This is a genomic window from Haemophilus sputorum CCUG 13788 (assembly GCF_000238795.1).
GTDB classification, from domain to species: domain Bacteria; phylum Pseudomonadota; class Gammaproteobacteria; order Enterobacterales; family Pasteurellaceae; genus Haemophilus_A; species Haemophilus_A sputorum.
In genome coordinates, this window is sequence record NZ_AFNK01000085.1 from 1 (window position 1) to 24,156 (window position 24,156).

The 24,156-nt window shown below is 39.4% G+C and carries 25 protein-coding genes and 1 pseudogene; 6 read left to right on the forward strand and 20 right to left on the reverse strand.

Annotation, left to right across the window (positions count from 1 at the left end; translation table 11 throughout):
- Positions 1 to 210: 210 nt before the first annotated feature.
- Entirely contained in the window at positions 211 to 1,158 is a 948-nt protein-coding gene (tal, locus tag HSP_RS0110390) for a transaldolase (RefSeq protein ID WP_010130084.1), read from the forward strand.
- Positions 1,159 to 1,289: 131 nt separating this feature from the next.
- On the opposite strand, the gene gnd is transcribed toward tal, so the two are convergent.
- From gnd to galE, 16 genes are all read right to left on the reverse strand, one after another.
- On the reverse strand, positions 1,290 to 2,744 hold the full coding sequence (gene gnd, locus HSP_RS0110395) for a decarboxylating NADP(+)-dependent phosphogluconate dehydrogenase (RefSeq protein ID WP_010130085.1): 1,455 nt from the start codon (positions 2,742 to 2,744) through the stop codon (positions 1,290 to 1,292).
- Positions 2,745 to 2,916: 172 nt separating this feature from the next.
- Positions 2,917 to 3,168 carry a YceK/YidQ family lipoprotein gene (locus tag HSP_RS0110400; RefSeq protein WP_007526261.1) on the reverse strand — a complete coding sequence of 84 codons (252 nt, stop codon included), beginning with the start codon at positions 3,166 to 3,168 and terminating at the stop codon, positions 2,917 to 2,919.
- A 71-nt stretch (positions 3,169 to 3,239) separates the two neighbouring features.
- Positions 3,240 to 3,632 carry a GNAT family N-acetyltransferase gene (locus tag HSP_RS0110405; RefSeq protein WP_007526268.1) on the reverse strand — a complete coding sequence of 131 codons (393 nt, stop codon included), beginning with the start codon at positions 3,630 to 3,632 and terminating at the stop codon, positions 3,240 to 3,242.
- Positions 3,633 to 3,789: 157 nt separating this feature from the next.
- The gene (locus tag HSP_RS0110410) at positions 3,790 to 4,830 is read right to left on the reverse strand and encodes a DUF1176 domain-containing protein (RefSeq protein WP_010130087.1); all 1,041 of its coding nucleotides are present in this window, start codon (positions 4,828 to 4,830) and stop codon (positions 3,790 to 3,792) included.
- 71 nt (positions 4,831 to 4,901) lie between these two features.
- On the reverse strand, positions 4,902 to 5,957 hold the full coding sequence (locus tag HSP_RS0110415; RefSeq protein WP_007526273.1) for a DUF1176 domain-containing protein: 1,056 nt from the start codon (positions 5,955 to 5,957) through the stop codon (positions 4,902 to 4,904).
- A 71-nt stretch (positions 5,958 to 6,028) separates the two neighbouring features.
- Positions 6,029 to 7,075, reverse strand: a complete 1,047-nt coding sequence (locus HSP_RS0110420; protein WP_007526270.1) for a DUF1176 domain-containing protein — start codon at positions 7,073 to 7,075, stop codon at positions 6,029 to 6,031.
- Positions 7,076 to 7,147: 72 nt separating this feature from the next.
- Positions 7,148 to 8,173 carry a DUF1176 domain-containing protein gene (locus HSP_RS0110425; protein ID WP_010130090.1) on the reverse strand — a complete coding sequence of 342 codons (1,026 nt, stop codon included), beginning with the start codon at positions 8,171 to 8,173 and terminating at the stop codon, positions 7,148 to 7,150.
- A 72-nt stretch (positions 8,174 to 8,245) separates the two neighbouring features.
- Positions 8,246 to 9,283: a DUF1176 domain-containing protein gene (locus HSP_RS0110430; protein ID WP_010130091.1), complete on the reverse strand. Its 1,038-nt coding sequence runs from the start codon at positions 9,281 to 9,283 to the stop codon at positions 8,246 to 8,248.
- 71 nt (positions 9,284 to 9,354) lie between these two features.
- Positions 9,355 to 10,389 (reverse strand): DUF1176 domain-containing protein, encoded by a 1,035-nt coding sequence (locus HSP_RS0110435; protein ID WP_010130093.1) that lies wholly within the window; start codon positions 10,387 to 10,389, stop codon positions 9,355 to 9,357.
- Positions 10,390 to 10,460: 71 nt separating this feature from the next.
- Positions 10,461 to 11,516 carry a DUF1176 domain-containing protein gene (locus tag HSP_RS0110440; protein ID WP_007523664.1) on the reverse strand — a complete coding sequence of 352 codons (1,056 nt, stop codon included), beginning with the start codon at positions 11,514 to 11,516 and terminating at the stop codon, positions 10,461 to 10,463.
- A 320-nt stretch (positions 11,517 to 11,836) separates the two neighbouring features.
- The gene (pgl, locus tag HSP_RS0110445) at positions 11,837 to 12,535 is read right to left on the reverse strand and encodes a 6-phosphogluconolactonase (RefSeq protein WP_007523660.1); all 699 of its coding nucleotides are present in this window, start codon (positions 12,533 to 12,535) and stop codon (positions 11,837 to 11,839) included.
- 32 nt (positions 12,536 to 12,567) lie between these two features.
- A complete protein-coding gene (gene zwf, locus HSP_RS0110450) occupies positions 12,568 to 14,052 on the reverse strand; it encodes a glucose-6-phosphate dehydrogenase (protein ID WP_007523762.1) in 1,485 nt (494 codons plus the stop codon).
- Between the two features lie 74 nt (positions 14,053 to 14,126).
- Positions 14,127 to 14,936: a 3'(2'),5'-bisphosphate nucleotidase CysQ gene (cysQ, locus tag HSP_RS0110455; protein WP_007523916.1), complete on the reverse strand. Its 810-nt coding sequence runs from the start codon at positions 14,934 to 14,936 to the stop codon at positions 14,127 to 14,129.
- Positions 14,924 to 15,472: an ADP compounds hydrolase NudE gene (nudE, locus tag HSP_RS0110460; RefSeq protein WP_007523856.1), complete on the reverse strand. Its 549-nt coding sequence runs from the start codon at positions 15,470 to 15,472 to the stop codon at positions 14,924 to 14,926. The genes cysQ and nudE overlap by 13 nt, the downstream gene beginning before the upstream one ends.
- 12 nt (positions 15,473 to 15,484) lie before the next feature.
- Complete coding sequence (locus HSP_RS0110465) at positions 15,485 to 16,771, reverse strand: AmpG family muropeptide MFS transporter (RefSeq protein WP_007523882.1); 1,287 nt, start codon at positions 16,769 to 16,771, stop codon at positions 15,485 to 15,487.
- Between the two features lie 145 nt (positions 16,772 to 16,916).
- Entirely contained in the window at positions 16,917 to 17,933 is a 1,017-nt protein-coding gene (galE, locus tag HSP_RS0110470; protein WP_007523667.1) for a UDP-glucose 4-epimerase GalE, read from the reverse strand.
- A 192-nt stretch (positions 17,934 to 18,125) separates the two neighbouring features.
- Here galE and HSP_RS11555 point away from each other — a divergent pair.
- The 4 genes and pseudogenes from HSP_RS11555 to rraB all read left to right on the forward strand — a co-directional run.
- Positions 18,126 to 18,209 (forward strand): annotated as a pseudogene (locus HSP_RS11555) (ZIP family metal transporter); the annotation flags it as partial.
- A 6-nt stretch (positions 18,210 to 18,215) separates the two neighbouring features.
- Positions 18,216 to 18,638 (forward strand): DUF805 domain-containing protein, encoded by a 423-nt coding sequence (locus HSP_RS0110475; RefSeq protein ID WP_007523716.1) that lies wholly within the window; start codon positions 18,216 to 18,218, stop codon positions 18,636 to 18,638.
- 27 nt (positions 18,639 to 18,665) lie between these two features.
- Positions 18,666 to 19,295, forward strand: a complete 630-nt coding sequence (yihA, locus tag HSP_RS0110480) for a ribosome biogenesis GTP-binding protein YihA/YsxC (protein WP_007523770.1) — start codon at positions 18,666 to 18,668, stop codon at positions 19,293 to 19,295.
- A 1-nt stretch (position 19,296) separates the two neighbouring features.
- Positions 19,297 to 19,737 carry a ribonuclease E inhibitor RraB gene (rraB, locus tag HSP_RS0110485; RefSeq protein WP_007523909.1) on the forward strand — a complete coding sequence of 147 codons (441 nt, stop codon included), beginning with the start codon at positions 19,297 to 19,299 and terminating at the stop codon, positions 19,735 to 19,737.
- Between the two features lie 87 nt (positions 19,738 to 19,824).
- Here rraB and hslO read toward each other — a convergent pair whose 3' ends face one another.
- Positions 19,825 to 20,718: an Hsp33 family molecular chaperone HslO gene (gene hslO, locus HSP_RS0110490; protein WP_007523785.1), complete on the reverse strand. Its 894-nt coding sequence runs from the start codon at positions 20,716 to 20,718 to the stop codon at positions 19,825 to 19,827.
- 75 nt (positions 20,719 to 20,793) lie between these two features.
- A complete protein-coding gene (hslR, locus tag HSP_RS0110495) occupies positions 20,794 to 21,201 on the reverse strand; it encodes a ribosome-associated heat shock protein Hsp15 (RefSeq protein WP_007523797.1) in 408 nt (135 codons plus the stop codon).
- Between the two features lie 204 nt (positions 21,202 to 21,405).
- On the opposite strand from hslR, the gene adk reads away from it, so the two are divergent.
- Positions 21,406 to 22,050, forward strand: a complete 645-nt coding sequence (gene adk, locus HSP_RS0110500) for an adenylate kinase (protein ID WP_010130096.1) — start codon at positions 21,406 to 21,408, stop codon at positions 22,048 to 22,050.
- A 49-nt stretch (positions 22,051 to 22,099) separates the two neighbouring features.
- Here the strand turns inward: adk and rho are convergent, their stop codons facing one another.
- Together rho and HSP_RS0110510 are read right to left on the reverse strand one after the other, a co-directional pair.
- Positions 22,100 to 23,362, reverse strand: a complete 1,263-nt coding sequence (rho, locus tag HSP_RS0110505; RefSeq protein WP_007523741.1) for a transcription termination factor Rho — start codon at positions 23,360 to 23,362, stop codon at positions 22,100 to 22,102.
- Positions 23,363 to 23,586: 224 nt separating this feature from the next.
- Complete coding sequence (locus tag HSP_RS0110510; protein ID WP_007523877.1) at positions 23,587 to 23,910, reverse strand: zinc ribbon domain-containing protein YjdM; 324 nt, start codon at positions 23,908 to 23,910, stop codon at positions 23,587 to 23,589.
- Between the last annotated feature and the right edge of the window lie 246 nt (positions 23,911 to 24,156).

The following is a 24,156-nucleotide window of genomic DNA, read 5'->3' on the forward strand; positions in this document are numbered from 1 at the left end:
ACCGCTTGTTGAAAATTACGACAACAAGTGTAAATTCGCATCAACAAGCGGTCTATTTTTCTCCAAGTTTTGCAAATTACTTAATAATATATAGTTTGTATGTTGTGATTGTTTTTAATGGAGTCTGAAAAAAATTGATATAAACTACATAAAAGCTTTTCTATTTAGGTTAATATGCCATAATAAGAAAAAAACAGAAGAGGAACTATTATGAACCAATTAGACGCTTTACGCGAAATGACTGTTGTTGTTGCTGATACTGGCGATATTGATGCAATTAAACAATATCAACCACAAGATGCAACAACTAACCCTTCTTTAATTTTAAGTGCTTCTGCATTACCACAATATGCACCATTAATTGATGAAGCTGTGGCTTATGCAAAATCTAAAAGCAATGATAAGGCTCAACAGCTAATTGATGCTGAAGACAAATTAGCCGTAAACATCGGTTTAGAAATCCTAAAAATTGTCCCAGGGCGTATTTCAACAGAAGTTGATGCTCGTTTTTCTTACGATACAGAAAAAACTATTGCTAAAGCGCGCAAATTAATGGCTTTATATAATGAAGCTGGTATCTCTAACGATCGTATTTTGATTAAAATTGCCTCTACATGGCAAGGTATTCGTGCCGCTGAAGTGTTAGAGAAAGAAGGTATTAACTGTAATCTCACATTATTATTCTCTCAAGCACAAGCACGCGCTTGCGCAGAAGCTGGTGTTTATTTAATTTCTCCTTTTGTGGGTCGTATTTTAGACTGGTATAAAGCACACGAAGGTAAAGAATATGCAGCAAATGAAGATCCGGGCGTAATTTCTGTAACCAGCATTTATAACTACTATAAACAATATGGTTATAATACTATTGTAATGGGTGCGAGTTTCCGCAATGTTGGCGAAATCACTGAACTTGCAGGTTGTGATCGTCTTACTATTGCACCACCTTTATTAAAAGCATTACAAGAAAGCAAAACTGCTCTTGTACGTAAATTAGAATATAAAGGTGAAGTAAAAGCTCGTCCAGAAAAACTGACCGAAGCAGAATTCTACTGGGAGCATAACCAAGATCCTATGGCAGTTGAAAAATTAGCTGAAGGTATCCGTAAATTTGCGATTGACCAAGAAAAATTAGAAGCGATGTTAGCTGAAAAACTATAAGGCTACATTGAGCAATTTAAAAGGCTGAGTTCGGAAACTTGAAACTCAGCCTTTTATTTTAGCTATAAAAATCTGCATCTAGTTTCATTAGCTATCTAATTTAACTAAGATGCAGAATCATTCATTGTCAGTTACACATCATATTTTGTTGATGCAGTATTACCACCACGACCAGTCCAGTTTGTATGGAAGAACTCACCGCGTGGTTTGTCGGTGCGCTCATAAGTATGTGCGCCGAAGTAGTCACGTTGTGCTTGCAACAAGTTTGCTGGTAAACGTGCTGAAGTATAGCCATCTAAGAAAGTAATAGCTGATGCCATACAAGGCATCGGAATACCCACTTCAATAGACTTCGCTACCACTTTACGCCATTCACCCATTGCAGATTCTAAAATACCTTTAAAGTAGCTATCTGAACCTAAGAAAATTAAATCTGGATTTGCCTCATACGCATCACGGATATTACCTAAGAAACGGCTACGGATAATACAACCTTCACGCCATAATAATGCGGTATTGCCGTAATTGATATTCCAGTTAAAGTTTTCTGATGCTTCACGAATTAACATAAAGCCTTGTGCGTAAGAAATAATTTTTGATGCTAACAATGCTTTACGAACAGCTTCAATCCAAACGTTCTTATCACCTTCCACTTTACCCACAGTTTTACCAAATAATTGGCTTGCTGCAATACGTTGATCTTTGAATGCAGATACACAACGTGCAAACACAGATTCAGTAATTAACGTTAATGGAATACCAAAATCAAGCGCATTGATACCCGTCCATTTACCCGTACCTTTCTGCCCTGCAGTGTCTAAGATCTTATCTACTAAACGGCTACCATCTTCATCTTTATAGCCAAGAATATCCGCTGTAATATCAATTAAGTAGCTATCTAATTCAGTATTACGCCATGCTTTGAACGTTGCTTCTAACTCATCATCAGATAAACCTACGCCTTCTTTTAAGAATTGGTAAGCTTCACAAATTAACTGCATATCGCCGTATTCGATGCCGTTATGCACCATTTTCACGAAATGGCCTGCGCCATCTTTGCCCACCCAATCACAGCAAGCTTCGCCTTTGTCAGTTTTTGCTGAAATAGCTTGTAACACAGGTTTTACAAATGGCCATGCTTCTTCATTACCACCTGGCATAATAGATGGCCCATGACGCGCACCTTCTTCACCACCAGAAACACCTGTACCGATAAAGCGAATACCTTTCTCACGTAATGCTGCCACGCGGCGGTTGGTGTCTGGATAGTTTGAGTTACCGCCATCAATAATGATATCGCCTTCTTCTAAATGTGGCAGTAATGCCTCAATGAATTGATCCACTACATCACCTGCACGCACCATTAACATCACTTTACGTGGTTTTTCTAATTTAGAAGCTAAATCTTCTAAAGAGTATGCACCGATAATATTGGTGCCTTTTGCTGCACCTTGTAAAAATTCATCCACTTTTGAAGTGGTACGGTTATATGCTACGACTTTAAAGCCATGATCATTCATATTTAAAATGAGGTTTTGCCCCATTACGGCTAAGCCGATAACACCGATGTCGCCTTTGATTGACATTGTTTTCTCCTGTTATAGGGTGGGATTATCCCACCGTTATTTTTGAAATGGTTAATGGTGGGAAATCCCACTCTAATTAATAAAATTAGTATGCCTCTAGTTTATCTAATTACTCTCTCTTATTGATACATTTTAACAGGACGTCACTAACATGCTCACAACACTGCAGTGCCTAATCTTGAACTAAATTTTGAATACCCTTAACGGGTAACATTAATGTATCCCCAACGAAACTGAATGGAAAATCAATAATTGCAAGTGGAGTAAGTATAACAAGCCCTGCGCAACCTACGTTCTTACAAGGTTCCATCAATTCCATATCCTGTTGAATACCACTATAAGGCTTAGATTGATCTAAGGTCGACAAGGTACCACAACCTGCTAAAGGTAATGTTATTAATGCAAGAAAAAGCCATTTTTTCATTTTTATGCCTATACACATTCCAGGAAAGGGACTATTTAAATCTAAAGTGCGGTCACTTTCCCAAACGTTTTTTAACTCTTCGTCCACGCACTCATATGCTGCGTAAATCCAATATGCGGATAATATTCCACTGCTTGCGGTGCTGCTAATAATACGATTTTTGCTTGTGGATGCAAGGCTTGCTTGGTGTATTTAATCAACTGTTGACCAATCCCTTGTTTTTGATACTGTTCCTCCACCGCTAAATCAGACAAATAACAACAATAAGCAAAATCTGTTACTGAACGGGCTACACCCACTAATTGCTCGCCATCCCAAGCGGTGACTAACAAATCTGCATGATGCAACATCATTGCCACGCGCGCTTCATCTTCTAATGGACGGCGAGAACCCAGCGTTGTTTTATTTAGCAATTCAATAAATTGTTTGACTGAAATCGGTTCGTTAATTTTATAGTGAATCACTTGAACCTCCTAATAGTCCTATGTCGCTAAAATGGAATAAAGATTTTACCATTGTATACCGCATCTTGCCCAGACTAACGAGACTTTTTCACCCTATAAACATACAAAAACAAATTTGCAAACGAATCATTAAATCTGACCGCTTGCAAATAAGCCTCTATGGCTTGTTAACCACCTGTTGACTCACAAAAGTTGGGAAAGCACCCCACGCACCACCAATAAATCTTTTACAAGAACCAGAGGTCTGTGCTTTAGTGAGAATAAAAGTTTTACCATTCCATCCAACTTCTTGACTATACCAACAATCTCCAACACCATCCGTTTTTAATACGCCTACAATGAAAGCATCAAATTTTTTATCATAATAACTCGCAAAGTCATATTGATTTTCCAATACTTGTTCTACTTTACCCAATTCATTATCCATGACCGCATAATAGTTATTATAAGGTGCACCACCATTGTCACATTCTACCTCAGCTAAAATTTTTCCATCAGTGAGCGAATAAAGTGTAATTTCATAATCATGAAGAGAATTGCAGTAATTACTTGAGATGGTCTCATTACTTTTACGCAATAATGCTAATACGGCATCAAATTGTTTTTCGCCTCGTTTTAATTTGGTTTTTCTAGGATTTTTAATATAGGCAAGTTGAATTTTCGGCACATCTTGTGGCGCTAATACAGCATGCTTTTCTTGACCTTGGCGAATTAGCGCTGACGGCGTGTCTAAACGCTGTTGAAATTCATCCATTTTAAGCATCGCAGCTTTAGCTCCTTCATTCGATAACTTGCCCCTAAATTGACCAGAAATGAATTCAATATCTGCATTGTTTTTTAAGGCAGTTAATAATGCATCCGTTTGTTTCTCATCTAATGCTGCGACTTGTTTATCAAGCGCTATATCCTCCATCTTTGGCACGATACTGAGCAATTCCCCATTGAGCCTAATTTCTACGGGCTTGCCCTTATCGCTCCCATTATTGACCGATATTGTTAAAGATGATTTTACTGCCGCATTCTCACCGGCTTCTCGCCTAAATAAAAGTGAAACCAAACCATTTTGATAACCTACCATATTACAAGTACCGGTATTATCGCAAATCAAATCCCAATCTTGATAGTTTTCAAAAAAACCTTGAATGGGTGTTGCAATTGCTGTGAACGGTAATAGTGAGAGAAGAATAATTTTTTTCATGTTATAAATACCCAAAAGAAGATTTGCAAAAAATAGAGAAAATCTGCCCGCTTACAAGCAGGCTGTGATTTTTATTTTACTTTAAACTCGCTCACAAAAGTCGGCAATCCGCCCCATGCTCCACCAATAAAGCCTTTACTAGAACCAGAAGTATGTTCCGCTGTAGTGATGAAAGTTTTGCCATTCCATGCTGCTTCGTAGCCATACCAGCTCTCAGCAAGGCCACTAGATTTATATGATCCTTCTACAATTAAAGCATTAAGCTTCTCATCATAATATGCAAAGTTGTATTGATCTTCCAATACTTGTTCTACTTTGCTCAATTTATTGTCCATGACCGCATAATAGCCGGTGTAAGCTGCACTACCACTGATACACACTGCCTCAGCTAACACTTTTCCCTGCGTAAGTGAATAAAGTGTAATTGTCTTCTGTTCAGAATCATCATGAAGAGACAAACAGTAATCAATTGCACTACTATCAGCACTTTTACGCAATAATGCTAATACAGCATCAAATTGTTTTTCGCCTCGTTTTAATTCTGTTTTGCTAGGGTTTTTAATATAGGCAACTTGAATTTTGGGTGCGGCTTGTGGTGCTAATACCGCATGTTTTTCTTGACCTTGACGAATAAGTGCTGAAGGCGTATTTAACCGCTGTTGGAATTCATCCATTTTGAGCATGGCTGCCGCTGCACCTTTGTCTGACACTTTGAGCGTGGTTTTTCCATAGGTGAGACGAATTTCGCTTTCTTTTTTCAATCCGCTAAGTAGTGCCTTAGTTTGCGCCTCAGTGAGTTTATCTGGGTTCTCATCAGAAATATGTTTGACTGTGCCTAATGATTTGCCATTTAGCCAAATTTCAATGTCTTGACCGACTTGAACATCACGGTCGGCTTCACCGAATGGTGAAATAGTGAGTTTCCCTTCAACAGCAGCATTTTCACCTGCTGCGCGAGTAAATAAAATAGAAACTGGATCGTCTCCTTCCTCTTGATAACCTGCCATACGACAAGTGCCAAGATTATCACAAATTAAATCCCAATCTTGGTAGTTTTCTCCAATACCTTTGATTGAAGTTGCCATTGCAGTAAGTGGCAATAATGATAGAAGAATATATTTTTTCATTTTATCAATTCCTAAAAGAAGTTTTGCAAAAAATCATAAAAATCTGCCCGCTTACAAGCGGGCAGTGATTTTTATTTGACGTTAAGCTCAGTCACAAAAGTCGGCAATCCACCCCACGCACCACCCATAAAGCCTTTACCAGAACCAGAAGTATATTCCGCTGTAGTGATGAAAGTTTTGCCATTCCATGCTGCTTCGTGGCCATACCAGCTATAACCAATGCCATCAGATTTAAATGATCCTTCTACAATTAAAGTATTAAGCTTCTCATCATAACGTGCAAAGGTGTATTGATTTTCCAATACTTGTTCTACTTTGCTCAATTTATTGTCCATAACCGCATAATAGCCGGTGTAATATGCGCCATCACTGAGACACGCTGCCTCAGCTAAAACTTTTCCATGCGTAAGTGAATAAAGTGTAATTGTCTTCTGTTCAGAATCATCATGAAGAGACGCACAGTCACTTGCACTACTATTAGCGCTTTTACGCAATAATGCTAATACGGCATTAAATTGTTTTTCGCCTCGTTTTAATTCTGTTTTGCTAGGTTTTTTAATATAGGCAACTTGAATTTTAGGTGCTGCCTGTGGCGCTAATACCACATGTTTTTCTTGACCTTGACGAATAAGTGCTGAAGGTGTGTTTAAACGTTGTTGAAACTCATCCATTTTGAGCATCGCGGCAGCTGCACCTTTATCAGAGACTTTCTCCTTAAACTCCCCAAAAATCACTTCAATACTTGCATTACCTTTTAGTGCAGTGAGTAATTCAGTTGTTTGTTTTTCACTTAATTTTGCGTTCCCATCCTCTGAAATATTTGGAACAGTACCGAGTGATTGACCATTTAAGATAATTTCAGCCGTTTTATTACCAACATCTTCACGTAATAATGCCAACTGTGCGGTCACAGATGCTTTCTCACCCGCACTTCGAGTAAATAAAATCGAAACAGGATGCTCAGAGCCATCTCTTTCTTCTTGATAACCCGCCATATTACAAGTACCGGTATTATCACAAATCAAATCCCAGTTTTGATAAGTTTCCACAATACCTTTTAACGATGGCGCAGCCATTGCAGTAAGTGGTAATAGTGAGAGAAGAATAACTTTTTTCATGTTATAAATTCCTAAAAGAAGATTTGCAAAAAGTTCGTCAAATCTAAGCGCTTGTAAGCACGTGTTGTTGATTTATTTTACGATGATATCGCTGACGAAAATCGGTAACTGCCATGCGCCACCAGTAAAACCTTTACAAGATCCCGTTGTCCACTCTGAAGTGCGGATAAAAATTTTGCCATTCCATACTGCATCTTCACTGTTCCAGCAATCACCTATTACTCGCCCCTTGTAAATGCCTCTTACAAACGCATAACCTTGTTTTTCATCATAGCCTGCTTCGTTGTACTGATCCGCCAACACTTGTTCTACTTTGCTCAGTTTGTCATCGAGTACAGCATAGTAATTAGTGTATTGATAAGCGGCTCTGGCACAGAGTGCTTCAGCTAATACCTTGTTTTGTGTTAAGGGATAAAGCGTTATATCTTGGCTTTCTAAGTCTTCATCAACGCAGCCATCGTGGGCTTTACGTAACAGTGCTAGAACATGATTAAATTGTTTTTCACCGCGTTTTAATTCTATTGTTTTGCGGTTGTTCACGCTAACAGCATCAATTTTGGATTCAGCTTTTGGCGCTAATACCGCATGTTTTTCTTGACCTTGACGAATGAGTGCAGAAGGCGTATTTAAACGTTGTTGAAATTCATCCATTTTGAGCATCGCGGCAGCTGCACCTTTATCAGATACTTTCTCCTTAAACTCACCAAACACCACTTCAATACTTGCGTTTCCTTTTAGCGCCGTGAGTAATTCTGTTGTTTGTTTTTCACTTAATTTTGCGTTCCCCTCTTCTGAGAAATTTTGGATCGTACCGAGTGATTGACCATTCAAGATAATTTCAGCCGTTTTATTACCCAGTTCATCGGGTAATAATGCTAATTGCGCCGTCACAGGTGCTTGCTCCCCCGCACTTCGAGTAAATAAAATCGAAACAGAATGCTCAGAGCCATCTCTTTCTTCTTGATAACCCGCCATATTGCAAGTGCCGGTATTATCACAAATCAAATCCCAGTCTTGATAAGTCTTTTCAAACCCTTTTAACGATGGCGCAGCCATTGCAGTGAGTGGTAATAGTGAGAGAAGAATAATTTTTTTCATGTTATAAATGCCTAAAAGAAGATTTGCAAAAAATTCGTCAAATCTAACCGCTTGTAAGCATGTGTTGTTGGTTTATTTAACGATAATGTCACTGATGAAAATCGGCAACTGCCATGCGCCACCGGTAAACCATTTATAACAACCGCCTGTCATCCAGTCCGAAGTGCGGATAAAAATTTTTCCATTCCATACTGCGTCTTGCCCAGCCAAACAATCACCTAATGCTCGACCTTTGTAAGAACCTCTTACAAACGCATAACCTTGTTTTTCATCATAGCCTGCTTCGTTGTACTGCTCCGCTAAGACTTGTTCTACTTTGCTCAGTTTGTCATCGAGTACAGCATAGTAGTTGGTGCCTTGATAAGCGCCTTCAAAACAAAGCGCTTCAGCTAATACCTTATTATGCGTTAACGGATAAATCGTTATATCTTGGCTTTCTAAGTCTTCATCAACGCAGCCATCGTGAGCTTTACGTAATAGTGCGAGCACGTTATCGTATTGTTTTTCACCGAGTTTTAGTTCAGTTGTTTTGCGGTTTTTCACGCTAACAGCATCAATTTTGGGTTCAACTTTTGGCGCTAATACTGCATGTTTCTCTTGACCTTGGCTGATGAGTGCGGAAGGTGTATTTAATCGTTGTTGGAATTCATCCATTTTGAGCATGGCTGCCGCTGCGCCTTTATCTGACACTTTAAGCATGGTTTTCCCATAGGTTAGACGAATTTCGCTCTCTTTTTTCAATCCGCTAAGTAATGCCTTGGTTTGCTCTTCAGTCAGCTTATCTGGTGCGTCGTCAGAAATATGCTTGACTTTGCCTAATGATTTACCGTTTAACCAAATTTCAATGTCTTGACCGACTTGAACATCACGGTCGGCTTCACCGAATGGTAAAATAGTGAACTTTCCTTCGACAGTAGCATTTTCACCTGCCGCGCGAGTAAATAAAATAGAAACTGGATCGTCTCCTTTCTCTTGATAACCTGCCATACGACAAGTGCCCGTGTTATCACATACTAAATCCCAATCTTGGTAGTTTCCAATACCTTTGATTGATGTTGAAGCTGCCATTGCAGTAAATGGTAATAATGAGAGAAGAATAACTTTTTTCATGTTATAAATGCCTAAAAGAAGATTTGCAAAAAATTCGTCAAATCTAACCGCTTGTATTAAGTGTTGTTTGTTTATTTGACGATGATGTTACTAACAAAAATAGGTAACTGCCACGTACCTCCGGGAAGCCCTTTACAAGAGCCTGTTGTCCACTCTGAAGTACGGATAAAGATTTTGCCATCCCATACTGCGTCTTGCCCAGACCAACAATCACCTAATGCCCGACCTTTGTAAGAACCTCTTACATACGCATAACCTTGTTTTTCATCATAGCCTGCTTCGTTGTACTGATCCGCCAACACTTGTTCTACTTTGCTCAGTTTGTCATCGAGTACAGCATAGTAATTAGTGTATTGATAAGCGGCTCTGGTACAGAGTGCTTCAGCTAATACCTTATTTTGTGTTAAGGGATAAAGTGTTATATCTTGGCTTTCTAAGTCTTCATCAACGCAGCCATCGTAAGCTTTACGTAACAGTGCTAGCACATGTTTAAATTGTTTTTCACCGCGTTTTAATTCTATTGTTTTGTGGTTATTCACACTTACAGCCTCAATTTTGGGTGCAGCCTGTGGCGCTAATACCGTATGTTTTTCTTGACCTTGGCGAATAAGTGCGGAAGGGGTATTTAATCGTTGTTGGAATTCATCCATTTTGAGCATAGCTGCCGCTGCGCCTTTGTCTGACACTTTAAGCGTGGTTTTCCCATAGGTTAGACGAATTTCGCTCTCTTTTTTCAATCCGCTAAGTAATGCCTTGGTTTGCTCTTCCGTCAGCTTATCTGGCGCGTCGTCAGAAATATGCTTGACTTTGCCTAATGATTTACCGTTTAACCAAATTTCAATATCTTGACCGACTTGAACATCACGGTCGGCTTCACCGAATGGTAAAATAGTGAACTTTCCTTCCACTGCAACATTTTCGCCTGCCGCACGAGTAAATAAAATAGAGACTGGGTCACTACTTTCATCCTGATAACCTGCCATACGACAAGTGCCCGTGTTATCACATACTAAATCCCAATCTTGGTAGTTTCCAATACCTTTGATTGATGTTGAAGCTGCCATTGCAGTAAATGGTAATAATGAGAGAAGAATAACTTTTTTCATGTTATAAATTCCTAAAAGAAGATTTGCAAAAAATAGAAGAAATCTGCCCGCTTACAAGTGGGCAGCGGTTTTTATTTAACGTTCATCTCGCTCACAAAAATCGGCAATCCGCCCCAAGCTCCACCTGCAAACCCTTTGCAAGAGCCAGAGGTATGTTCTTCAGTACGGATAAAGGTTTTGCCATTCCAAACAGCTTCTTGTCCAGCCCAACAATCACCGATGCCACGCCCTTTAAATGATCCTTCTACTTTTAAAACATGAGTGTTTTTATCATAATCAGCATAGTTATACTGGTTTGCTAGCACTTGTTCAATTTTGGTTAATTTTTCGTCTAATACGGCATAGTAATAAGTGGATTGATAGGCGCCAGCAAGACAAATCGCTTCAGCTAGTACTTTTCCTTTCGTTAGCGGGTAAAGTGTAATTTGTTCATTCCATACATCATCTTTATGAAGTGCATAACAGTAATTTTCTGAGTTTTTATTCGTCCTATTACTTTTACGTAATAAAGCTAATACTGCATCAAATTGTTTTTCACCGCGTTTTAGTTCCGTGGTTTGGCGGTTATTCACACTTACTGCCTCAATTTTGGGTGCAGCCTGTGGCGCTAATACCGCATGTTTTTCTTGACCTTGACGAATAAGTGCAGAAGGCGTATTTAAACGTTGTTGAAACTCATCCATTTTGAGCATCGCAGCGGCTGCACCTTTATCAGATACTTTTTCCTTAAACTCACCAAAAGCCACTTCAATATCTGCATTACCTTTTAGCGCCGTGAGTAATTCAGTCGTTTGTTTTTCACTTAATTTTGCGTTCCCCTCTTCTGAGATATTTGGAACAATACCGAGTGATTGACCATTTAAGATAATTTCAGCCGTTTTATTACCAACATCTTCAGGTAATAATGCCAACTGTGCGGTCACAGGTGCTTGCTCACCCGCACTTCGGGTAAATAAAATTGAAACAGGATGTTCAGAACCATCGCCTTCTTGATAACCCGCCATATTGCAAGTGCCAGTATTATCACAAATCAAATCCCAGTCTTGATAAGTCTTTTCAAACCCTTTTAACGATGGCGCAGCCATTGCAGTGAGTGGTAATAGTGAGAGAAGAATAATTTTTTTCATGTTATAAATTCCTAAAAGAAGATTTGCAAAAAATTCGTAAAATCTGACCGCTTATTTGACCCTGCAAATTTCCAGACAATACTGATAACCATAAATACTCGAAAATACAGGCAAAAACCATCGCTTTTAGTCAATTATGACTGGAAATAATTGAAATTACAATCATAATTTGTGAAGTGATAGTAAATACTTTTACTTGTGATAAAAAAATACTAAATAAACTTTGTAAAAATGGCTTGATACCTAGCTTTATGCCTTCTGCTAAGCATTTAAAATCATAGGCAAAAAAAAGAGCGTACCTCGGTACGCCCTTTGTTTAATTATAATAACCTTGCCGCATCTTTATCTAAATACCATTCAGTCACACCGTTTTGTGCCTGAATTTTCGCTGCCGGATAAGGCAAGCTTTCTGCTGGTGTTTCTTCAATCTCTTTCAGTATTTCTGCTTTCGCAGCCCCAGTCACTAAATAAGTAATGCGTTTTGCCTTCTCAATTAGTTTTGCGGTTTTTGAAATACGGATTTGCCCACTTTCTGGATGTTTGGCAATGACCGCCACATTAGGATCATCAAAGTTTGTTTGATGTGGAAAAAGTGAAGCTGTATGCCCATCATTGCCCATACCTAAAATAATCCAATCGAATGCTAAATCTGGCATACAAGCGGTCAATTCCTGCGAAAATCTTGCAAGTTCAGTTTCTACATTTTCTTCACCACGAATACGATGAATATTCTCAGCCGGAATATTGATGTGATCAAACAATAGCTTCTGCACTTCGCCATAATTACTTTGCTCATCGGTTGGTGGCACCATACGATCGTCACCCCACCAAAAATGCAAGTTTTGCCATTGAATTTCATTAGCATAAGGCGCTTGGGCTAAAGCTTTAAACAACAATTTCGGGGTTGAACCGCCAGAAAGTGAAATATGCACAGGAGTGCCTTTTTCACTATAAGCTTTGAATTCTTGTGCGATTTTTTCAACCGCTTGTTGCGCAGTCTCAAAAATAAATTTATTCATTTTATGCTCTTCTTATTGTTGTGTGATATATGCTATTTCGCTTTTTTCTTCGCCCCTGAAGGTTTTCCCCAGAGTTTGCCATGTCTAGCAATCAGCTTATCAGCCTCAGTCGGCCCCCAGCTGCCTGATTCATATTCATAAACTCGACCATGCGCCGCTTTGTAATCCAAAATCGGTTGAACAAAGCGCCAACAAGCGTGAACAGCATCAGTACGCGCAAATAAGGTTGCGTCGCCTTTCATCGCGTCTAATAATAAACGCTCATAAGCAGTCAACAAGTTAGTTGAAGCTAAATCAGAATAACTGAAGTCCATTGAAACTTCTTTCGCCTCAAAGCCCGCACCCGGTTTTTTCAAACCAAAACGCATTGAAATACTTTCATCCGGTTGAATACGAATAATCAATTTATTCTCTGGCGCATTTTGGCTAAAGACGGGATGTGGTGTCGTTTTAAAGTGAATAACAATTTCTGTCACGCGTGTCGGCAAACGTTTGCCCGAGCGAACATAAAATGGTACGCCTGCCCAGCGCCAGTTATCAATTTCACATTTCAGTGCAATAAAAGTTTCAGTACTAGAATCTGGCGGCACACCTTTTTCTTCTAAATACCCGACTACTTGTTCCCCATCTACTGTACCAGCGACATATTGCCCAAGTACCACATCATTTTTTACATTTTCTGCACTTAATGGGTGTAAGCAATGTAGCACTTTTGCCACTTCATCACGCATAGATGTTGCGTTGATAATTGCTGGTGGCTCCATCGCAACCATTGCAAGCACTTGTAATAAGTGGTTTTGCAACATATCACGCATTGCGCCCGAACCGTCATAATAACCACCACGCTCTTCCACACCAATGGATTCTGCACCAGTAATTTCTACATAATCAATAAAGTTACGGTTCCAAAGCGGCTCAAATAACCCATTAGAAAAACGTAATACTAAAAGGTTTTGGACGGTTTCTTTGCCTAAATAGTGGTCGATACGATAGATTTGATGCTCTTCAAAGAATCGGTGGATTTGGATATCTAAAGCTTTGGCAGTTTCGATGTCATAACCGAAAGGTTTTTCAACGATAATGCGTTTCCAGCCAAACTCTTCAGTATTTAAACCATGTGCTGCTAAACATTCTGGAATCACGCCGTAAAGACTTGGTGGCGTTGAAAGGTAATAAAGTGTGTTACCGCTGCTGCCATATTTATCATGCAGCTCATCTAAGCGAGGTAATAATTTGGCATAATCAAGCGCATCAGAAGTATTCACCGCTTGATAGTAAAGATGTTCGCAAAATGCTTCTAATTCTGGACCGCTTGCTTGCTCGAATTTAATTAACGCTTCATGCATTTTTTGACGAAATTCATCATCACTAAGTCCGGTTCTAGCAACCCCTAATACAGAAAAATGCTTGCCTAAGCGACCAACTTTATAAAGGTTATACAGTGCTGGCACTAATTTACGGGCAGTTAAATCCCCTGAAGCACCGAAAATAACAATACAGCAATTCTCTACATTCATAAGCTTTCCTTTAGTTTTTCTTGTGTAAGAATGAAGGCGAATGAGAATAACATAAAATTGACAGATGAAAAGGGTTATTCAAATGAAAAAACCTTTTGCTCTGATATAAAGTTTGCACCAACCATAACAAAATTGGGATTGATCCACGTTTCCCGCTGATTATAAGTAAGTGGTTGGAAGTGGAAATCAAAAATTTTCCCTCCAACTTCCCGTAATAGTACCTCAGCAACCGCTGTGTCCCACTCTCCCGTATCGCCTAAGCGAATATAACAGTCCGCTTTGCCTTCTGCCACCAACCCCGCTTTTAAGCTGCTTGAACCATAAGTCAAAAATTGCGCTTGATAAGGTTCATTGAGGAATCGGCAAACTTGTTCTTCACAAATAGTTGAGCCAACTGTAATCGTTAAAGTTTTAGGTAAGTTTTGAGAGGCGGCTACAAGCGGCCGAATTTGCTGATTTTCTTGCAAAAAAGCACCGCCATCTTGTTTGGCAAAATAGGTTTTATTGAGAATTGGGGCGTGAATCACACCAAGGACAGGACGATTTGCTTGTACTAAGCCAATCACCACAGAAAATTGATCAGTTTTATCTAAAAATTGTTGCGTACCGTCTAATGGGTCAATAATCCAATATTCCTGCCAATGCCTGCGTTCTGCTAAGGGAATATCACATTGCTCTTCCGATAAAATTGGAACATTCGGCGCCAAAGCTTGCAATTTCTCGCTAATAAAGCGACTTAAAAACAGATCTGCCTCAGTCACCGGTGTATTATCCGCTTTTAGGTGCGGAGAAAGCGATTGTTGATAGAACGCTTTCAGATGTTCGCCAGCTTCTTGTGCGATAGCCCGGACAGTATTTAATAAAGTATCGGTTAATGGCTGCATAAAAACTCCCTAAGCATAAATAGCGCAGATAAATAGCGAGATTCGGCAAAGTTCGGATCTGCTAATAAACGGTCAATCTCACTTAATGGTAAACGGACAATTTCAAGCGGCTCTGGCTCATCGCCTTCTAATTGAGAAGGATAAAGATCTTGCGCAATAAAAACATGCATTAAACCATACATATGGCTTGGCGAAGAATAAAGTGAACGTAAAAAATGTAACTTTTTCGCACCAAAACCAATTTCTTCTTGCAACTCACGATTTGCTGCCACTTCTGGCGATTCATCCGCATCGACAATGCCTTTTGGAAAACCTAGCTCATAGCGCTCCGATCCTACGGCATATTCTTTGATAAGAATTAACTCATTTTGATGAATGGGCAGAATCAACACAGAAGAGCCTCGTTGCGGCGTTAAACGCTCAAAGGTTCGCTCTTCGCCATTGGAAAAACGTAAATCAACCGCTTGAACCTCAAAAATACGACTTTTTGCGACCGTTTCAACTTTTAGAATAGTGGGTAATGTTCGTTCTGTCATCTATTTCTTCTCCTAAGCTTGCTTAGTTTTTTCCTGCCAAGGGGCGACTTTAAATAGCATAAGCATGCCAGGAATAGCTAAAAAGAAACAGATCCAGAAGAAATCATAATAACCCACAGCTTCCACCATTTTTCCTGCATAAGCCCCTAGCAGTTTGCTTGGTATTGCCGCCAAGCTGGTAAAAATCGCTAATTGCATTGCCGTGTACATTGGATTCGTTTCGCGAGCCATAAAAGCCACAAAAGCAGCGGTGCCAAGCCCTACGCCAAGATATTCACCTGCCATCACCACGCCAAGTCTAATGAGCTCAAGCATGCCAATTGAAGCCGTTTCAAACTTACCAAAGCTCGCCAAATAAGCAAAACCTAAAATAGTAATCAACTGAACAAAGCCAAATAACCATAAGGCACGATTTACCCCTAGTTTCAACATGGCAATTCCACCTAAAATTCCACCACCGATGCTACACCAAAGCGATGTCGTTTTTACGACAGCTGCAATATGCGATGTGGTAAACCCCATATCTAAAATAAAACGAGTTTGCAAAGAGGTGGCTAAAGAATCGCCTAATTTATAGAGGAAAATAAATAAAATTAACCCTATTGCTCCCCACATCCCTTTACGAGTCACAAATTCTTGGAACGGGGAAACAAATGCCATATAAAACGGTTGAGTGCGATCAACGGGGCGGTGATTTGGTTCTTTCGTGAACAAAGTAATAAGCAAACATGGCAACATGAAACTTGCTGTTATCACAAATACTGTTTGCCATGAATAATGATCGGACAAATAGAGTGACAACCCACCCGGAATCAAGCCCGCAACACGGTAAGCATTAACATGGATGGAATTGCCTAAACCCAGTTCATTATCGGTTAATATCTCACGTCTGAAAGCATCTACGACAATATCTTGGGTGGCAGAAAGAAAGGCGAGTGCAATAGATAATAAAACGATAATTTTCAGATTTTCAGCTGGATTCAAATAGCCAAAGCTAAACAAAATCGCCAAAAGCCCAAGCTGAGAAATAAAAATCCAACTCCTACGCAATCCTAAAAATGGTGGAGAATAACGGTCTAATAATGCCGCCCAAAGAAATTTCCAAGTATAAGGCAAAGAGGTCAGCGTAAAAGCTGCTACGGTTTTAATGTCTAATCCTGCTTTAGTAAACCATGCTGGCATCAGCTGAATCAACACAAAAAACGGTAAGCCTGAACAAAAGCCCGTGTAAACACAGAGCAACATATTTTTAGAGAAAATCTGTTGCCAAATGGAAGGCTGAGAAGTGGAAGCGGTCATTTTTCTCCCGTGTTTTGCAAAACTAGAATGAAATGATGAAAGAACGATTGCTAAGCCTAGCAAAGCATAAGTAGATTCAAGAATAAAAAACTTACCCTAACATCTGCTTAGCAACCGCTTTTCTTATAGTGGAATACTCCGTGAATTAGCCTTTATATCCATTCGGATTTTTCTTTTGCCAATTCCAAGTATCTTTCATCATTTGCTCTAAACCACGCTCAGTTTTCCAACCCAACTCCACTAAAGCTTTATGCGGATTTGAATAACATTCTGCGATATCTCCCGGACGGCGATCAACTAATTTATATGGTACTGGAACATTATTTGCTTTTTCAAAGGCTTTTACCATATCTAACACTGAATAACCAACGCCTGTACCTAAGTTATACACGTGGAAACCAGCATCATTAGTATGTTTTTGTAGTGCTTTTAAATGACCTAACGCTAAATCTACCACATGAATGTAGTCACGCACGCCAGTACCATCGTGGGTTTCGTAATCGCTACCGAAAATAGAAAGCTCTTTTAATTTACCTACTGCCACTTGGCTAATATAAGGCAATAAGTTATTTGGAATACCATTCGGATCTTCTCCAATTAAACCACTTTCATGCGCACCAACTGGGTTAAAGTAACGTAGCACGACTGCACTAAATTGCGGAAAAGCTTTTGCTGTATCTTCCAAAATACGTTCCACCATGTATTTTGAAGTCCCATAAGGGTTAGTTGTACCACCAACTGGGAAAGTTTCTTTAATCGGGCAACTTTCTGGATCACCATAAACGGTTGCAGATGAGCTAAATACAATAGTATTCACATTCGCACGTAACATTTCTTCAACTAAAATAATAGAACCCGTTACGTTATTTTGATAGTAACGCAGCGGCTCACGCACACTTTCACCAACTGCTTTTAAACCCGCAAAGTGAATGACAGATTCAATCTGATTTTCTGCAAACACTTTACGCAAAATTTCACGGTCAAGAATGTCACCTTTATAGAAATTTACTTTTTTGCCAGTAATTTGCTCAATTCTTGCTAAAGAAATCTCTGAAGAATTGTATAAATTATCTAATACTACGACTTCCTGTTGGTTATTTAACAGCTCAACAACGGTATGCGAACCGATATAACCTGCACCGCCTGTTACTAAAATTGCCATAATAACTCCTGTCATTTAATTATTTTTATGCAATAAACTGTTTTGATTATACCCGTTCAAGCACTTAAATTTAACTAGAAATTTCACACAGAATTTGTAAAAATCAGCCACATTTAAGAAAGTTTTTAAGCAACATTGCAATAGGCTGTGCTGCAGCACGATAATTTTTATAATAATCTAAAATCGCAAATAAGCCTCAGTAACACCGATACTGCCACATTAAGTTTAACGCTCGGCTTTGTGGTAATGATGATTTTAGATGTAGCATTAGGGTAATTTATTATGATTTGGTATAATCTTCTCTTCAGTTTAAAAGGCAGATTAAATCGACAGGGCTTTTGGATTGGCGTTGGATTTAATTTTATTATTTTATTTCTGATTGCAAATTTTTCCCAAAATCTGACCGCTTTCCAGCCGTTATTTTTCTTGCCACTGTTTATTTGCGGTTATAGCTTACTCACTATTGGTGTTAAAAGATTACACGACCGTGGACGTTCAGGCAAAAATGCACTCATTTTAAGTGTGCCGTTCATTTGCTTAATCACCGCACGTTACCTACCGCAACAAAGTACAGAATACTGGCTTATTGGCTTACTTATGCCGATGCTCATATTTACCCTCATTACGATTGAATGGGGATTTTTTAAAGGCGAGAGCCAAGCTAATTTATACGGCGAAAAAGGGCTTTCGCTGAGCTTAAAATAACAGCATACAGCTGTTTACAGAGACATTATGACTGACACAATTCAACTTAATTATCATAAAACCCATTTTTTAACTTCAGCGCCGGATATCCGCCACTTACCAGAAGATAGCGGCATTGAAATTGCGTTTGCTGGCCGTTCTAATGCGGGAAAATCAACTGCATTGAATGCATTAACTAACCAAAAAAACTTAGCGCGCACTTCTAAAACACCGGGGCGCACGCAGCTGATTAATTTATTTGAAGTAGAACCTCAATGTAAGTTAGTTGACTTACCAGGATATGGCTATGCTGCGGTACCTGAACAAATGAAGATCCAATGGCAAAAAGCTTTGGGTGAATACTTACAAAAACGCGAATGTTTAGGCGGTGTGGTAATCTTGATGGATATTCGCCACCCACTTAAAGATTTAGACCAACAAATGATTGAATGGGCAGTATCTGCCGATCTTCCTGTGTTATTACTACTGACTAAAGCAGATAAACTGAGCCAATCAGAACGTAGTAAAACCGTGAAAATGGTACGTGAAGCGATTCTTCCCTTCCAAGGCGACATTCAAGTAGAGGCTTATTCTGCGCTGAAAAAAATCGGCATTGATAAACTTTCTGCCAAACTAAATGCCTGGTTCTCCCCTGCAACGTCCTTACAAGGAGCTTAACATGACCGATTTCAATGCACTACGCCAAGAAACCGATGAGATTATTCAAAACTTACTCGATGATGGTTCTGATCCTGATTCACTTTATATTATTGAGCATCATGTCGCACACCATGATTTTGATAAATTAGAAAAATTAGTGGTCGATGCTTTCAAACTTGGCTATGAAATTTCTGAAGCAGAAGAAGTTGAAGAAGATGGAAAAGTCTTTTTCGTCTGCGATATCGTCAGTGAGATTCATCTAAATGCTGATCTCATCAGCGCACAACAAAAAGAGTTACTCCCACTAATTGAGAAAAACGGTGGAGAATACGAAGGTTGGGGAACATACTTTGAAGATCCAAACGGCGAAGAAGACGAATATGGTGAAGATGGCGAATTCTTTGATGAAGATACCGATGAAGATTTCGACTTTGATGAAGAAACAGTAACTCGCCACTAAAATTTAACCGCTTGTAAGCAGCTGCTACAAGCGGTCTTTTTTTGGAAAAAGTTTGCAAAAGTGCGTATCGCACGCACTTTTTCTAACTTAATGTAAATTCAACTGGCTTAATTTTTCTGCTTCGATTCTAAAGTCCTCAATCGCTTTTTTATCGAAGAAATATTGCGTGCCGCAACATTCACATTGCATATCAATTACGCCATTTTTTTCCGCTAACATTTCTTCAATTTCTTCTGCTGGAACTAATAAAATCGCATTGCCTGAACGTTCACGCGAGCAACCACAATGGAATGCTGTGGCTTGTGCAGGATAAACCTCTACTTTTTCTTCATGGAATAAGCGGTATAGCAACTCTTCAGCAGTTAATCCAAACAGCTCTTCATCTTTTACCGTTTCAGCTAATGTCATTAAATGCTCGAAGTCTTCTGGTGTTCCTGTACCATCTGGCATAATTTGCAACAACATTCCACCTGCTACAGCTTTACCTTCATATTCGCCAGTACGAATCACCAAGTGTGTTTGTAGCTGTTCAGAACGGGCAAAATAATCTTCCAAACATTCACGGATAGTTGGCTTATCAAGGCTAATCACGCCTTGGTAGCGTTCGCCATCAATTGGCATAATAGAGATCACTAACACACCATTGCCGATCATTTCATTTAAACTCGCTTGTTCAGAGATCTCTCCACCAACACGAGCTAAAGCGCGTAATTGTTGTTGATCATTACCATTAACAACCGCTAATTTTAATGGCCCATCACCTTGAATTTGCACGGTTATCGTGCCTTCAAATTTCATGGTTGCCGTTAATAAGCTGGTTGCTACCAACATTTCCCCTAATAGGTTTTGTACGGCTTTTGGATAGTTATGCGTGTTAAGTGTCTCAGTAAAAGTCTCGTTTAAACGAACCCATTCACCACGTACAGCACGGTCTTGGAATAAATAACGATAAAGTTTGTCGTTGTCTTGTTGATAACTCATGGAATTCCTCAAATAAAAAGCCCCTCAATGAGGGGGAATCAATGTTGGCTTTAATATGGAGATATTGTGCCTAAATTACAAGATGTGATCTTTAAATTTCACTAACTCGCGGCGCTCTTTTTTGTTCGGGCGACGATCTGGATGTGGCATTGAAAGCGCATTCGCTTTACGCGCCAATGCAATAGCTTCACGCTGCTTCACACTTTTTTCCGTTTCTTGATAAAGTAGCTGAGCTTCTGGCGCACCACGGCGTTGGTCGCTTAATGCTGTGACGATAATTTCTTTTTCATCATTACCTTGTCTTAGCTTAATCGTTGCGCCGACTTCTACCTCTTTACTGGTTTTAGCACGCTGACCATTATAATGAACTTTACCCCCTTCAATCATCGCTTTTGCGATAGAGCGCGTTTTATAAAAACGTGCCGCCCAAAGCCACTTATCTAAGCGCACACCGGATTTTTCATTAGCAGATTGGGCTTTCATTGCAAACTCTCTTCTCTCAAAATTGGCAAATCTTTAGTCAAAAATGACCGCTTGTTAGCAGAATGCCTTGCATTTAACCGCAAACAAGCGGTCTAATTCAAGCAAAAATTTGCAAATTCCGCCAAGCAACACGAAAAAATTTGCATTTTCAGGCAGTAATCGGTAAGGTTAATGCCTATTTATTCTCGTTTTTAAGAGGTTCTTATGAAAATCATTCTTCTTGGCGCACCAGGTGCAGGTAAAGGCACACAAGCGCAATTTATCATGCAAAAATTTGGCATTCCACAAATCTCAACCGGCGATATGTTCCGTGCTGCGATTAAAGAAGGCACTGAATTAGGCAAACAAGCAAAAGCGTTAATGGATGAAGGTAAATTAGTGCCGGATGAATTAACCGTTGCATTAGTAAAAGATCGTATTGCACAACCAGACTGTGCAAATGGTTTCTTATTAGATGGCTTCCCACGCACTATTCCACAAGCAGATGCATTAAAAGAATCTGGCGTGAAAATTGACCTCGTTTTAGAATTTGATGTGGCAGACGAAGTGATTGTTGAACGTATGAGCGGTCGCCGTGTTCACCAACCTTCAGGCAGAACCTATCACGTAGTTTACAATCCACCAAAAGTGGAAGGAAAAGATGATGTTACCGGTGAAGATTTAATCATTCGTCCAGATGATAAAGCAGAAACCGTATTAGAACGTTTATCAATCTATCACAAACAAACCAAACCGTTAATCGCTTACTACACAGCAGAAGCAGAAGCAGGTAACACTCGCTATGAGCGTTTAGATGGTACTAAACCTGTTGAAGAAGTGAGCGCTGAATTAGCAAAAATTTTAGGCTAATACTTTAAAAACAGAAAAGGAAGTCGATTGACTTCCTTTTTTGCATTGATTAACCACGTTTCATGATTTCGAAAAACTCTTCGTTGGTTTTTGCCACACCAAGTTTATCAATTAACCATTCCATCGCTTCTACTTCACCCATTGGGTTAATTACTTTACGTAACATCCACGTTTTTTGATGCTCTTCTGGGCTCATTAACAAGTCATCTTTACGTGTACCAGAACGATTAAAGTCAATTGCTGGGAATACGCGACGCTCTGCAATTTTGCGAGAAAGATGGAGCTCCATGTTACCGGTTCCTTTAAACTCTTCAAAGATAACCTCATCCATTTTCGAGCCGGTATCAATTAACGCCGTTGCAATAATCGTTAAGCTGCCGCCTTCTTCTACGTTACGTGCAGCACCGAAGAAGCGTTTAGGACGATGTAATGCGTTTGCATCCACACCACCAGATAAAATCTTGCCTGAAACTGGCGTTACAGTATTATAAGCACGCGCCAAACGTGTAATCGAGTCTAATAAAATCACAACATCTTTTTTATGTTCAACCGCACGCTTAGCTTTCTCAATTACCATTTCTGCAACTTGAACATGGCGAGTTGCTGGCTCATCAAATGTGGAAGCAATAACTTCACCACGCACAGTACGTTGCATTTCGGTTACCTCTTCCGGACGCTCATCGATTAACAAGACAATCAACTCACATTCCGGATAATTATGGGTAATGCTTTGTGCAATATTTTGTAGTAACACCGTTTTACCTGCTTTTGGTGGAGCTACGATCAAACCACGTTGGCCTTTACCAATTGGAGCAGCTAAATCTAAAATACGAGCGGTTAAATCTTCGGTTGAACCGTTGCCGCGTTCCATACGCAAGCGAGAATTGGCGTGTAATGGGGTTAAGTTTTCAAAGAGAATTTTACTGCGGGAGACTTCCGGTTTGTCATCATTTACTAAATCGACTTTTAGTAACGCAAAATAACGTTCGCCTTCTTTTGGTGGTCGGATTTTGCCTTCAATCTTATCACCCGTTTGTAAGTTAAAACGGCGGATTTGACTTGGCGAAACATAAATATCATCCGGCCCTGCAAGATAAGAACTGTCTGCCGAACGTAAGAAACCGAAACCATCCGGTAAGATTTCCAACACGCCTTGACCGAAAATATCTTCGCCACTTTTTGCGTGTTGTTTAAGGATTGCAAACACAATATCTTGTTTGCGCAGACGGGCTAGATTCTCTAAACCCATTTGGTTTTCACCCATTTCGACTAATTCCGAAACAGGAAGATTTTTAAGTTGAGTAAGATGCATAGGAATAAAACTACTTGATAAAAAATGAATTCGTTAGATTAGGAATGCGTTAAGAAATGATATAGAAGGTTCATACCTTAAAAACGTGGCGAAGAATACGCCAATTTAGGCAAAATTGCAAATTTTTTATCAGAAAAGACCGCTTGTTATACGCGGTTATTTTATATATTAACGCCCTATTTCCTAAAAAAATCGGGTAGCCAATCTACCCGAAAAATCATTGATTACGCTTTTTTCAAGAACTCTGATTTCAGCATAATTTTGCCACAATCTACGTTATGATCACCATTTACTAAGCGAATATTTTTAAATTTTGTCCCTTTTTTCAATACTTCTGATGAGCCTTTTAGTTTTAAATCTTTGATTAACAGCACATCATCGCCATCAGCTAATAAATTGCCATTGCTATCTTTTACGATAAGTTGATCTTCATCCGCTTCAGCAACTTCTTCACCAGTCCATTCATAAGCGCAATCTGGGCAAACAAATTGAATAGAATCGTGATAAGTATTTTCGCCTTTACATTGTGGGCAAGCTGGAAATGTCATTTTTTGTCCTCTATTTAAAAGCCGTTAGTGTATAACAAAAATGCTGAAAAATTAAGCCAACAAGCGGTCTATTTTGACCAAGATTTTACAAATTTTGCGATCTAGCTCGAAAATCCGTGAGAAAAAACTTCCGATTTTCTAGAAAAATCGCTAGCCTTAATTAAGGGAGAACAGTAAAATTCGCTTCTTTTATTCATTGCAAAACTAATCCTTTTGCCATAATTCGTTCTTTAACGAGCGTGTAAT